Genomic DNA, 12,579 nt, shown 5'->3' with positions numbered 1-12,579 from the left:
CCGTGTCGAAGATCCCGACACTCCAATCAACGAACCCCGCCCGCAAAGGTCACCCATTCGACCCAAGAACACCCGTGCTCCCCTCGAGGAAATCCCCCGCACCACACAGCTGGGCCTCGGCGCCGCGTTACTCACACACCTTCGAAAGCAGCCCAGCGCATGCAGTTCCCAACCCCCGCCGCGCCGGGGCGCCGTCCCAGCATGCGGCGCCCTTGCCGCCGGCCGGATAGATGGGTCTAGCATCTGTCCCCGGTATGTACTCCATAACCCTCTGGGAATTCGCCGCGCTCGCCGCTGCGGCCGTGCTCGTCGGATTCTCGAAAACGGCAGTCAGCGGCGCCAACACGGTCAGCCTCGCCATCTTCGCGGCGGTCCTGCCCGCCCGTGAGTCCACCGGCATCCTGCTGCCCGTCCTCATCGCCGGCGACATCCTCGCCGTACTGACCTACCGCAGACACGCGCACTGGCCCACCCTGTGGCGCCTCTTCCCGGCCGTGGCCGCGGGAGTGGTGCTCGGCACGCTCTTCATGGTGTGGGCCGACGACGCCATGGTGCGTACGTCGATCGGGGCGATCCTGCTCCTGATGGCCGCCGTCACGGTGTGGCGCAGACGCCGGGAGGACGCTCCGGAGGTCGAGGAGACCGCGAGCCGCGCCGGCCGCGCGAAGGCCCGCTCCTACGGCGTGCTGGGCGGCTTCACCACCATGGTCGCCAACGCCGGCGGGCCCGTCATGTCGATGTACCTGCTGTCGGCAGGCTTCCGGAAGCTCGGCTTCCTGGGCACCTCCGCGTGGTTCTTCCTCATCGTCAATTCGGCCAAGGTGCCGTTCAGCGTGGGCCTCGGCCTGATCAACGGGCGCTCGCTGCTCCTCGACGCGGCACTCGTCCTGTTCGTCGTACCCGGCGCGTTCATCGGCAAGGCCTGCGTGCACCGCATCAACCAGCGGCTGTTCGAGCGGCTTGTGATCGCGGCGACCGTGGTCGGCGGGGTGCAACTCCTGCTGCGCTGAGGCACCGTCACGACGCGGACAGGACCTTGTCCCGGCTGCGGGACGGCAGGCCGTGCTCCAGGTCCTCGACGAGCAGCCGCTTCGCGATCGCGTCCACGGCGGCCCGCAGGTCCTTGCCCGGCGGCCTGCCGAGGTCGGCCTCCACCTGCCGGCTCATCCACGCGCCCCAGGCCTGACTGATCACGTCCGCCTCGCGCTGCCCCGCCGCCGTCTGCGAGAAGTAGTAGCCGGCGTGCGTCAGATAGCCCTCCTCGACCATGCGGTCGAAGACAGGCACGAGCACCTCGGGCGGCATCCGGCGGCTGGCCGCGATCATGCCGAGGCTCGCGTGCCCCACCATCCGCGTGAAGAACTCCACCTGCATCACGGCCCACGCCCCCGCGGTGTCGAGCCGCGTGTCCGACTCGTCCAGGATGCGCCGGGCGGTGTCCAGGTCCGCTGACTTGACGATGTTGCCGACGGCCCGTTCGAGCAGGATCGCCGAGTCCGTGCCCTGCGGCGACGCGAAGCCCTCGCCCATGTCGGACGACCCCGACCGCGCGCTGTCCCGCAGCTGAACCTGCTTCAGGAACAGAGCCACCACGAAGCCGAGCAGCGCGACCGGGACCGTCCAGAGGAACACGGTGTGCAGCGTGTCGGCGTACGCCTCCACGATCGGCTGACGCGCCGGGGCGGGCAGCCGGTGCACCCCCTCCGGACTCTGCGCCGCCTTGGCGATCACCGCGGGCCGCGCGGCCCCGGTCGCCGCCGCGGCGGCGACCCCGTCGGCGAGGTTCGTCTTGAGCGTGTTGGTGTAGATGGTGCCGAACACGGCCGTACCGAAGGAACTGCCGAGCGTACGGAAGAAGGTGACGCCCGAGGTGGCCGTGCCCAGATCCGCGTACTCGACGGTGTTCTGCACGGCGATCGTCAGGACCTGCATGCACAGGCCGATGCCGACGCCGAGCACGAACATGTACAGCGACGCGAGCCAGGCGCTCGTCGAACTGTCCATCAGCGACAGCAAGTACAGCCCCACCGCCATGACCAGGGAGCCCACGATGGGGAACAGGCGGTAGTGGCCGGTCTTGCTGACGACGTTGCCGCTGAACACGGACGCGATGAGCAGACCGATCACCATCGGCAGGGTGCGGACGCCGGAGACCGTGGCCGAGTCGCCGTCGACGTACTGGAGATAGGTCGGCAGGAACGTCAGCGCGCCGAGCATCGCGAAACCCACGATGAAGCTGAGCACGGAGCACACCGTGAACACCGGGTTGCCGAACAGCCGCATCGGCAGCATGGGTTCCCTGGCGCGGGTCTCCACCCAGCAGAACCCGGCGAGCGCGACGAGGCCCCCCGCGAACAGCCCGATGATGGTGCCCGAACCCCACGCGTACTCGTTCCCGCCCCAGCTCGTCGCCAGGATGAGCGCGCTCGCGCCGACCGCGACGAGCGCGATGCCGAGGTAGTCGATGACGGGGCGGGCCGCCGACTTCACGACGGGGATCGTGCGGGCCGCGGCGATCACGACGAGGATCGCGATCGGTACGTTGACGTAGAACGCCCAGCGCCAGGTGAGGTGGTCCGTGAACAGGCCGCCGAGCAGCGGACCGATCACGGTCGCGACCCCGAAGACGGCTCCGATGGCACCCTGGTACTTGCCCCGTTCCCGCAGCGGGATGACATCGGCGATCAGCGCCATCGCCGTCACCATCAGGCCGCCCGCGCCGATGCCCTGCACCGCGCGCCACGCGATGAGCAGCGTCATGTTCGTGGCGAGTCCGCACAGGAACGAACCCGTGATGAAGACGATCGCCGAGACCTGGAAGAGCACCTTGCGCCCGAACAGGTCACCGAACTTGCCGACCAGCACCGTGGCGACGGTCTCCGCGAGGAGGTACGCCGTCACGACCCACGACATGTGCGCGGCGCCGCCCAGATCCGACACGATCGTGGGCAGCGCCGTGCCGACGATCGTCTGGTCGAGCGCGGCGAGCAGCATGCCCAGCATGATCGTCACGAAGACAACGTTGCGGCGCCGCCGGTCCAGTACGGGCGGCTGCGCCGGGGGCTGCACGGTCTCCGTTGTGGTGGTCACCCGGCCAGCGTCACACTGTGAACGCCGCCGCGCGCGGTCCTGCGGAGCTTTATGGGTGACGAGCGCTGCATCTGTGCTGGGCCGGGTTTTGCGGGGCTGCCACCCCGCGCCCCGCTGTCCGGGGGGTGCGGGGGCGGGTTTTTCGCTGCGGGTTGTGGGGGTCGGGCGCGCAGTTCCCCGCGCCCCTTTGTGGGGAGCCCGGGCGAGCAGTTATGGGCGCAGGCGGGGGGCGTTTGTTGCTGCGTCCAGGGTGGGGGGCTGGTTTTCCACCTTCTCGGCCAGCGTTGTTGCCCAGGTTTCCAGGGATGCCACGTCCATTCCGTACGGTGCGTGCCTGTCCGAGGCCTCGCGCCACGCCGTGAGGCCCGTTGCGCCGCGGCGCAGGAGGCGGGCGCCGCCCGCCGTGTTGCCACGGGCCGCGTGCGTCAGGCCCACCGCCAGCTGCGCCAGCGCGCGCCACAGGCCGCGCTCCTCGTCCGGACCCGACTTCCACGCGTCTTCGAACACCTCGTGGGCGTGGAACGGCCGGCCCGCGTCGAGCAGCGCCTGCGCCTCCGCGACCGTCTCCTCGGGAGCACGCACCACCCCCTCCGGCTGCCGTGCGACCCCCTCCGCGCCGTACGGCAGCGGACGGCCGAGCCCGTCGCGGGGGCGCGCGTTCCGGGCCCGCCCCTCTTCGTCACGGTCGCGGTACCTGCCACTGCTCACGTCACTCATGCCTCGATTGTCCCGCGTCGGCGCCCGGCCGTCCCGACGCGGTCCAGCCGTCGCCCTGCGGCCTCTCGCACCGGCTACGGACCACCCCTGAGCTTGGGGTATTGTTCTTTCTGCGCCGCCAAGCGGAACACCCGCCGGGCGGCGCGACCGGGACGTGGCGCAGCTTGGTAGCGCACTTGACTGGGGGTCAAGGGGTCGCAGGTTCAAATCCTGTCGTCCCGACTTTTCGAAGTCGCAGATCAGGGGCCGTGTCAGATAGAAATCTGACACGGCCCCTCGGTCGTTCCCGGGACTCCCCCAACTCCCCCTATCCCGGGGCGTCTTCCTCCGCCGACGGCGTCCCGTACTTGTCGCGCGCCGCGTACCACCACACCGTCGCCAGGATCAGCACCACGGCCAGGGCCGCCGACGCGTAGTTCATCGAGTCGACCGTCACTGGTGACGCCTGCGGCAGGCAGAACAGGATCGTCACGAACGCCACCCACGTCACCGCGATCCAGCCGACCGGTCCGCTCCAGCGCCCCAGGTTCCAGGGGCCGGGAGTGAAGCGGCCGCCCGCCCTCAGGCGCAGCAGGATCGGGATGGCGTACGCGGGCGTGATCCCGATGACGTTGATGGCCGTCACCGCTCCGTAGGCCGTCGTGGAGTAGAGGGACGGCAGCGCGATCACGGCAGCGAGGCCCACCGACAGCCACACTGCGGGCACGGGTGTGCGGGTGCGGGCGCTCACCTTGCGCCACAGTGCCGAGCCCGGCAGCGCGTTGTCTCGGCTGAACGCGAACACCATGCGGCTGGTCGCCGCCACCTCGGCGTTGCCGCAGAACAGCTGGGCCACGATCACGATCAGGAGCAGCGCCGTGGCGCCGGACGTGCCGAGGGCGTCGATCATGATCTGCGCGGGCGGCACCCCGGTGGCGCTGTCCTGCGCGCCCGCGTAGTCCTGGATCGCGAACGTCAGCCCGGCGAGCAGCACGAACCCGGCGATCCACGAGACCCACACGGCGCGCACGATGCCGCGCGCGGCGGATACCGAGGCGTTCGACGTCTCCTCCGAGAGATGCGCGGACGCGTCGTAGCCGGAGAACGTGTACTGCGCGAGGAGCAGGCCGATCGCGGCGACGTACAGCGGGTTGTGCCAGCCGGTGTCGTTGACGAACTCGGTGAACACGAAGGACGGCGAGCGGTGGTGGTCGGGCACGATCGCGAGGGTGCCCACGATCACGGCCACGCCCGCCAGGTGCCACCACACGCTGATCGAGTTGAGCACGCTGACCAGGCGTACGTCGAAGAGGTTCAGGGCGGCGTGCACGGCGTGCACGGCGAGGATGGCCAGGAAGATCAGGAAGGTCGATCCCGGTGTCGGGTCGAAGCCGAACCGGAGGTTGAGCAGCGCGCCGGTGAACAGGGCGGCGCCGTAGTCGATTCCGGCGATCGCGCCGAGCAGGCCCAGGAGGTTGAGCCAGCCCGTGTACCAGCCCCAGCGGCGGCCGCCGAGCCGGTCGGCCATGTAGTAGAGGGCCCCGGACGTCGGATACGCGCTGGTGACCTCGGCGAGCGCGAGGGCGACGAGGAGGACGAAGAGGCCGACGCCCGCCCATCCCCACATCATCACGGCCGGACCGCCCGTGCTGAGGCCGAATCCGTAGAGCGTCATGCAGCCGGACAGCACGGAGATCACGGAGAAGCTGATGGCGAAGTTCCCGAAGCCGCCCATGCGGCGGGCCAGGACCGGCTGGTAGCCCAGTTCCCTGAGTCTGGTCTCCTCGTCCGGTGGCTGCCCGGCCGGCGCGGACTCGGCGGTGCTCGGCGGGGTGGTGCCTATTTCCGGTGTGGACATGAGCTCCTCTTGTGGGGAGAGGGGGCGGAGGGAGGGGGCGCCCTTGACGCTCTCGCGGAGGCTGTAGCAGGCTTCCGCGGTGATCACGAATGCCGGCGGGCCGTGCGAGGGGAGCGTCCTCGCCATCGATCAGGGCACATCGGGGACGAAGGCCCTCGTCATCTGCCCGCGCCGCGGCGTGATCGGCTCGGGCGGCGCGCCCGTACGACCGTGCTACCTCCCGGGCGGCCTCGTCGAGGTCGATCCGGCCGCGCTGCTCGCCTCCGTCGTCGACGCGGGGCGCCGCGCGCTGGCCGCCGCGGGCGAGCCCGTCGGCGCCGTCGGCCTCGCCAACCAGGGCGAGACGGTCCTCGCCTGGGACCCCGCGTCCGGCAGACCGCTCACGGACGCGATCGTCTGGCAGGACCGGCGGGCGGAAGCGCTGTGCGCGGAACTCGCCACGTACGCCGATGAGTTGAGGGATCTGACGGGGCTGCCGCTCGACCCCTACTTCGCCGCCCCGAAGATGGCCTGGATCCGGCGTCACCTCTCGCGGGACGGCGTCGTCACCACCAGCGACGCGTGGCTCGTCCACCGCCTGACCGGCGCGTTCGTCACCGACGCCGCCACCGCGGGGCGCACGCAGCTCCTCGACCTGGACACCGTCGCGTGGTCGCCGCGCGCCCTGGACATCTTCGGCCTCGGCGGCGAGCGGCTGCCGGACGTCGTCGACGCCGCCGGGCTCGTCGGCACGACGAAGGCGTTCGGCCCCGAACTTCCCCTCACCGGGCTCCTCGTGGACCAGCAGGCCGCGCTGCTCGCCCAGGACGTGACCGAGCGGGGAACCGCCAAGTGCACCTACGGAACAGGTGCGTTCCTGCTCGCCCCGACCGGCGACCGCCCGCGCCGCGGCGGCTCGGGACTGGTCAGCTGCGTCGCCTGGCGACTGGCCGGGCGGAGCAGCTACTGCCTCGACGGGCAGGTCTACACCGCCGCCTCCGCCGTCCGCTGGCTCACCGACCTCGGGGTGATCGCGGGGGCCGAGGACATCGACCCGGTCGGATCGGCCGTGCCCGACACGGGCGGCGTCACCTTCGTGCCCGCCCTCGCCGGTCTCGCGGCGCCGTGGTGGCGCGGCGACCTGCGCGGCTCCCTGACGGGCCTCGGCCTGGACACGACCTCCGGCCACCTCGTCCGCGCCCTGTGCGAGGGGATCGCCGCGCAGGTCGTCTCGCTCGCGGACGCCGTCGCCGCCGACCTGGGCGAACCGCTGCGCACCCTCCGCGTCGACGGCGGCCTCACCCGGTCGGCCCTGCTGATGCAGACACAGGCGGACCTTCTTCAACTTCCCGTGGAGGCGGCACAGTTGGCCGACGCGACCGCGCTCGGCGTGGGCGTCGCCGCCCGGCTCGGGCTCGATCCGGCGCTCACCGTGCGGGACGCGATCCCGCGCGGGCGGCCCGCCGCCGTGTACGAGCCGCGCATCGACGCCGCGCACGCCGCCGAACGCCTCGCCGGGTTCCGCTCGGCGGTGGCCGCACTCCTCGACCGCGCGCCGACGGGGTCCCCATGACCGTCACCACCAAAGGGCCTCTGTCCCCCAGAGGGCAGATGTCGTCCCGGCCCTACGACGTCGCGGTCGTCGGCGCCGGCGTCGTCGGTGCCGCCATCGCCCGCGAACTGGCGCGCCACCCACACCTGCGCATCGCTCTCGTGGAGGCGTCCGGCGACGTCGGCGACGGCACCTCCAAGGCCAACACGGCGATCCTGCACACCGGATTCGACGCCGTGCCCGGCTCCCTGGAATCCCGTCTCGTCGGGGAAGGGCAGCGACTGCTCGCCGCCTACGCGGCCGAGTCCGGGATCCCCGTCGAACCCGTCGGCGCCCTGCTCGTCGCCTGGGACGACGCACAACTCGACGCGCTGCCAGGCCTGTTGGAGAAGGCCGGACGTAACGGATACGGCGCGGCGCGCATCATCGACGCCGACGAGACCCGGGCCCGCGAACCGCACCTCGGCCCCGGCGCGCTCGGCGCCCTGGACGTCCCGGGCGAGAGCATCATCTGCCCCTGGACCACCACGCTCGCGTACGCCACCCAAGCGGTGCGGTCCGGTGTCGATCTGCACCTCAACACTCGGGTGGAGACGGTGAGTCCGGAAGGCGGCGATCACCTTCTGGCCACGTCGCGCGGCGCGCTCAGGGCGCGGTTCCTCGTCAACGCCGCGGGGCTGAACGCCGACGTGCTCGACCGGCTCGTCCTCGGGCGGGGCGACTTCACCGTCACCCCGCGCCGCGGCCAGCTCATCGTCTTCGACGAACTCGCCCGTGACCTGGTCCGGCACATCCTGCTGCCGGTGCCGACCGCGCTCGGCAAGGGCGTCCTCGTGGCGCCGACCGTCTACGGCAACGTTCTGCTCGGCCCGACCGCCGAGGACCTCGACGACAAGGCGGCCACCGGCACGACGGCGGACGGACTCGACGGGCTGCTCTCGAAGGGGCGCCGCATCCTGCCGGCCCTGGTCGACGAGGAGGTCACCGCCGTCTACGCGGGCCTGCGCGCCGCCACCGAGCATGACGACTACCGCATCCGCTGCCACGAGGAACGGCGCTACGTCACCGTGGGCGGCATCCGCTCGACCGGCCTCACCGCGTCCATGGCGATCGCGGCGTACGTCGCGGGGCTGATCGCCGAGGCGGACCCCGGCCTCGACCTCAAGGAGCCGGTCGAGCCGGCCCCCGTCCACATGCCCAATCTGGGCGAGGCCTTCCCCCGCCCCTACCAGCGCGCCGACCTCATCGCGACCGACCCCGCGTACGGCACCATCGTCTGCCACTGCGAGCGCGTGACCCGCGGCGAGATCAGGGACGCCCTGATCAGCACGATCCCGCCCGCTTCCCTGGAGGGCCTGCGCCGCAGGACCCGGGCGCGGGGCGGACGGTGTCAGGGGTTCTACTGCGGGGCGGCCGTGCGGGCACTTCATGAGGGGCGGGGCGAATGAGGGCCGCGATGACACGGCGGCAGCGGAGCGTCGACGTGGTCGTCGTCGGCGCGGGGCCCGCCGGGCTCGCCGCCGCCCGCGGCCTCGCCGGCCACGGGGTGGGCGTCGTGGAGGTCCTGGAGCGTGAGGCGGTGGCGGGCGGCGTGCCGCGGCACTGCCACCACCGCGGGTTCGGGCGGTGGGGCGTGACGGGGCCGCAGTACGCGGCCAGGGTCGTCGAGGCCGCGCTCGGCTCCGGCGCACGCGTACGGACGGGGGTCACCGCCACCGGATGGGCGGGGCCCCTCACCCTGGAGACCACCGGCCCGCACGGGCTCGAACGCATCGCCGCGCGCGCCGTCGTCCTCGCCACCGGGGCACGCGAACGCCCGCGCAGCGCACGCCTCGTCCCCGGCACACGCCCCGCCGGAGTGCTCACCACCGGCGAGCTCCAGCAGGCCGTCCACCTGTACGGACAGCGGGTCGGCACCCGCGCGGTCGTCGTCGGCGCCGAACCGGTCGGCTACGCGGCCCTGTCCGCCCTGCGGCGCGCCGGCGTCACCGTCGCCGCGCTCACCACCGAGGAGCCGCGTCACCAACTGGGCCTGGCCTGGGCCGCCGCAGCACGCCTCGGTCACGGCGTGCCCGTACTCACCGGCGCGACCGTGGCCGAACTCCTGGGCGGGGGACGGGTATCGGGCGTGCGGCTGCGGCACCGTGACGGCCGGCTGACGACCGTCGACTGCGACACCGTGGTGTTCACCGGGGACTTCGTGCCGGACCACGAGCTGGCGCGACGCGGGGGAGTGGCACTCGACCCCGGGACGCGGGGGCCCGCCGTCGACGGCGCGTTCCGCACCGGCGCCGAGGGCGTCTTCGCCGTGGGGAACGTGCTGCACGCGGTGGAGCCGGCGCTGTGGGCGGCCCGCGAGGGCGCGCTCGCGGCCGACGCCGTGCGCGGGTTCCTGGACGGCTCGGGCCCGGCGGCGGGCGGCCCGGCGATCGAGGTCGCGGCGCCCCTGCGCTGGGTGGCGCCGAACCGGGCGGTCCCGCAGGTGCCGGTGGAAGGCTTCGTCCTGCGCACGTCGGAGGCGCTGACGCGGCCCGTGCTCGTCGTCACGCAGGACGGCCGCCGCCTGCACCGCCAGTACGTACCGCGCCGCGCGCTCCCCCACCGCACCCTGCGCTTGGCGGGCCGCTGGACGGGAAAGGTCGACGCCGCCGGCGGCCCCGTCCGGATCACGGTCAGCGGGCTCGGAGGCGGAATCTTCGGAGCGGCTGCGAAGTGATCGGGTCTCTTGAGCGCAGACCCCCTTCCTTAGGGAGGGGTTAGCTCATCCTTGGACTGGAGCCGTGAAGCGGTGGAGTTCGCTGCGTTGTCAGTGGCCCGCGTTAGCCTGATCACCTCAGTTGGAGGGGGGTGTTCTTGTGCTGACTGGTCGTAGGTACCGGCTTGAGGTGACGGCCGGCCAGGGCGCGCAGTGTGAGGAGTTCGCTGATATCTGCCGGTCGGTGTGGAACACCGGTCTGGAGCAGCGGCGGGCATACCGGCGCCGGGGCGCGTGGATGAACTACGTCCCGCAGGCCGGCGAGCTGGCCGACGCCAAGCGCGAGCACGGGTGGTTGAAGGCCGCGCCGTCGCACGTGTTGCAGCAGACCCTGCGGGATCTCGACAGGGCGTGCCGGGACCACGGCACGTTCAGGGTGCGGTGGCGGTCCAAGGCCCGCTGGTCTCCCTCGTTCCGGTTCCCTGCCGGGAGTCTGATCACCGTGGAGCGCCTGGGCCGCAAGTGGGGTCGCGTGAAGCTCCCGAAACTGGGATGGGTCCGCTTTCGCTGGTCGCGCCCGCTGGGTGGGGAGATCCGCTCTGCGACGGTCAGCCGCAGGTCCGGGCACTGGTTTGTTTCCTTCCTCGTGGACGACCAGGCCGTCACTCCGGAGCGGCACGCCATGCCGGACACGTCGGTCGGGATCGACCGGGGGTGAAGAGTGCTGCTGTCACCTCGGACGGCGACTTCCACGACCGGGTGTTCATCACGTCTGGCGAGAGCACCCGGTATCGCAGGCTGCAACAGCGCCTGGCCCGGTCCAAGCGCGGCAGTGCAAACCGGGCCAAGGTGATCGCCGCTATGAACACGGTCATGGGCCGCGTGTCGGATCGGCGCGGAGACTTCTGCGCGCAGATGGCGTCCCGGATCGTTGCGAAGAACGCTCTGGTCGTCCTCGAAGACCTCAGGATCCGGAACATGACCGCCTCCGCCTCCGGCACCCTCGCGGAACCCGGCTCGCGGGTGGCGCAGAAGCGGGGCCTGAACCGGGCGATCCTCGACAAGGGATGGCACCGTCTCGAACTCTCCCTCACCAGCGCGGCCCGGTACACGGGCACGGTCGTGGTGAAGGCGGATCCCGCATACACGTCGCAGCGGTGTTCCGCCTGCGGCTTCGTCACCGGACACAACCGTGAGAGCCAAGCGGTGTTTCGGTGCAAAGCCCCAGGCTGCGGACACGCGGAGCATGCCGACGTCAACGCGGCGAAGAACATCCGACACGCGGGCGGACAGCCCGTGTCAGCCTGCGGAGACCTCGGCACCAGCCGGTCCGTGAAACAGGAACCCGTAAGCCGGGCGACCGGCCGAACCCCCTCATAGGGCAATCCCCGTCCCTCAGGACGGGGAGGACGTCAAGCGCGCCCCTTGCTGACACGCGCGCCGTTTCCGCCCCAGGTGCGGTTCGCATCGGCCGCTCAGCGGCGCACCTTCGAAAAATGGCGCGGACACGCCCATTGTCAGGGTTGCGGTGAGGGAGTTACATGGTGCCCGCACGTGACGAAAGCGCTTTCTGCCGGTCGGGAGAATCCCGTTCGGCAGCCCCCTTCGTTGCCGCTGGGAGGCCGTATGAGACTGCCCCGCACCAGACGTACCGCGATCGCCCGGACCGCCGTCCGCACCGGACTCGAACCACGCGCCCGGCGCACCCGATCCGCCAGCGACACCCGCCGGACCCGACGTACCGCACTCGCCGCCGGGGCCCTCGCCTCGGTCGCCGTCCTCGCCGCCGCCGCGCTTCCCGCGCAGGCCAACGGCCCTGCGGGACACAGCCCGCTGCGCGCCCAGGCCGTGGCGGCCTACGACTTCGGGCATCCCGATCCCGCCGATCCCGCGAGGGAGCGGGACATCGGCCGCTCCCGCACCCCGCTCACGCTCATCAACGGCGGCTCCGCCATGCGCGTGGACGACGAGGCGTACCGGGGCAGCTCGCCCGCCCTCCAGGTGCGTCAGCAGAACCCCGCCACAGCGGGCAACGACGACTGGAAAGCGGGTACTTGGAACGAGGCCGGGGTCGGCTCCCTCGGTGCCTTCAACAGCGCCAAGGCCGCCACCGTCATGGGCTGGTTCAAGATGACGGGCGACAACCCCACCCTCAACTCCAACACCGCCAACCCCACCGACCGCTACGGGGCGATCGGACTCGCCGGTGTGCTCTCCGGCACCAGCGACGGGCACGCCGTACGGGCGCTGCTCGAACTCATCCAGGTGAACGGCGAGTTGAAGCTCGTCGCGCTCGGCCGTCGCCTCGACAGCGGCGCCTCCCAGACCTTCGCCGCCTCCGCCGACTGGCAGAAGGTGCTGCCCCGAGGCGAGTGGGTCCATCTGGCCGCCACCTTCGACTTCCGCGACGGCACGATGGCCCTCTACCGGGACGGCAAGCCCCTCGACGGCTTCTACGTCACGCCGGGGGACCCCTGGGAACTCACCACCACACCGGCGCCGCACCGTGCCTCGCCGACCGACCCGCGCGGCATCAAGATCGGCGGCAGCTTCCCGCAGAACACGCGCGAGAACAACGCCTGCGACTGCCGCATGGACGATCTCCTTTTCCTGGACCGTGAAGTGACGGCAGGTCAGGTCAGTGCCGAGTACCGCCGCATGACGAGGGGCGACTGACGACTCGTCCCCCGCTTCCACCCAGCCGTACTC

10 protein-coding genes and 1 tRNA gene are annotated in these 12,579 nt (G+C 71.7%); 8 read left to right on the top strand and 3 right to left on the bottom strand.

The window, feature by feature from the left end:
* The first annotated feature begins 254 nt into the window (after positions 1-254).
* Positions 255-1,010 carry a sulfite exporter TauE/SafE family protein gene (locus tag OG456_RS01565; RefSeq protein WP_266556451.1) on the top strand — a complete coding sequence of 252 codons (756 nt, stop codon included), beginning with the start codon at positions 255-257 and terminating at the stop codon, positions 1,008-1,010.
* Positions 1,011-1,017: 7 nt separating this feature from the next.
* Here OG456_RS01565 and OG456_RS01560 read toward each other — a convergent pair whose 3' ends face one another.
* Positions 1,018-3,090 (bottom strand): MDR family MFS transporter, encoded by a 2,073-nt coding sequence (locus OG456_RS01560; RefSeq protein ID WP_266556449.1) that lies wholly within the window; start codon positions 3,088-3,090, stop codon positions 1,018-1,020.
* A gap of 210 nt (positions 3,091-3,300) precedes the next feature.
* Positions 3,301-3,807, bottom strand: a complete 507-nt coding sequence (locus OG456_RS01555; RefSeq protein WP_266556447.1) for a DUF309 domain-containing protein — start codon at positions 3,805-3,807, stop codon at positions 3,301-3,303.
* Between the two features lie 148 nt (positions 3,808-3,955).
* Between OG456_RS01555 and OG456_RS01550 the strand changes: the two genes are divergently transcribed.
* Positions 3,956-4,029: transfer RNA gene (locus OG456_RS01550), tRNA-Pro, on the top strand.
* 85 nt (positions 4,030-4,114) lie between these two features.
* Here the strand turns inward: OG456_RS01550 and OG456_RS01545 are convergent.
* Positions 4,115-5,644, bottom strand: coding sequence for an amino acid permease (locus tag OG456_RS01545; protein ID WP_266556445.1), 1,530 nt, complete (start codon positions 5,642-5,644; stop codon positions 4,115-4,117).
* Positions 5,645-5,723: 79 nt separating this feature from the next.
* Between OG456_RS01545 and OG456_RS01540 the strand changes: the two genes are divergently transcribed.
* From OG456_RS01540 to OG456_RS01515, 6 genes are all read left to right on the top strand, one after another.
* Positions 5,724-7,196: an FGGY family carbohydrate kinase gene (locus OG456_RS01540; protein ID WP_266556443.1), complete on the top strand. Its 1,473-nt coding sequence runs from the start codon at positions 5,724-5,726 to the stop codon at positions 7,194-7,196.
* Positions 7,193-8,623, top strand: a complete 1,431-nt coding sequence (locus OG456_RS01535; protein WP_266556441.1) for an FAD-dependent oxidoreductase — start codon at positions 7,193-7,195, stop codon at positions 8,621-8,623. The genes OG456_RS01540 and OG456_RS01535 overlap by 4 nt, the downstream gene beginning before the upstream one ends.
* A gap of 8 nt (positions 8,624-8,631) precedes the next feature.
* Entirely contained in the window at positions 8,632-9,891 is a 1,260-nt protein-coding gene (locus tag OG456_RS01530) for an NAD(P)/FAD-dependent oxidoreductase (protein ID WP_266556439.1), read from the top strand.
* A gap of 169 nt (positions 9,892-10,060) precedes the next feature.
* The gene (locus OG456_RS01525) at positions 10,061-10,588 is read left to right on the top strand and encodes a transposase (protein WP_266556437.1); all 528 of its coding nucleotides are present in this window, start codon (positions 10,061-10,063) and stop codon (positions 10,586-10,588) included.
* Complete coding sequence (locus OG456_RS01520) at positions 10,585-11,250, top strand: transposase (protein WP_266556435.1); 666 nt, start codon at positions 10,585-10,587, stop codon at positions 11,248-11,250. The genes OG456_RS01525 and OG456_RS01520 overlap by 4 nt, the downstream gene beginning before the upstream one ends.
* 246 nt (positions 11,251-11,496) lie before the next feature.
* Positions 11,497-12,546: a LamG-like jellyroll fold domain-containing protein gene (locus OG456_RS01515; protein WP_266556433.1), complete on the top strand. Its 1,050-nt coding sequence runs from the start codon at positions 11,497-11,499 to the stop codon at positions 12,544-12,546.
* The last annotated feature ends 33 nt before the right edge of the window (positions 12,547-12,579 follow it).

The organism is Streptomyces sp. NBC_01446 (assembly GCF_026340095.1).
Lineage (GTDB): Bacteria > Actinomycetota > Actinomycetes > Streptomycetales > Streptomycetaceae > Streptomyces > Streptomyces aureus.
Note: the sequence above shows the minus strand (reverse complement) of the source record. Positions and strands in the feature narration are given on the sequence as shown.

Coding starts and splice junctions, on each gene's coding strand:
- OG456_RS01565 (WP_266556451.1), top strand. CDS start 255: ATGTACTCCATAACCCTCTGGGAATTCGCCGCGCTCGCCGCTGCGGCC.
- OG456_RS01555 (WP_266556447.1), bottom strand. CDS start 3,807: ATGAGTGACGTGAGCAGTGGCAGGTACCGCGACCGTGACGAAGAGGGG.
- OG456_RS01545 (WP_266556445.1), bottom strand. CDS start 5,644: ATGTCCACACCGGAAATAGGCACCACCCCGCCGAGCACCGCCGAGTCC.
- OG456_RS01535 (WP_266556441.1), top strand. CDS start 7,193: ATGACCGTCACCACCAAAGGGCCTCTGTCCCCCAGAGGGCAGATGTCG.
- OG456_RS01530 (WP_266556439.1), top strand. CDS start 8,632: ATGACACGGCGGCAGCGGAGCGTCGACGTGGTCGTCGTCGGCGCGGGG.
- OG456_RS01515 (WP_266556433.1), top strand. CDS start 11,497: ATGAGACTGCCCCGCACCAGACGTACCGCGATCGCCCGGACCGCCGTC.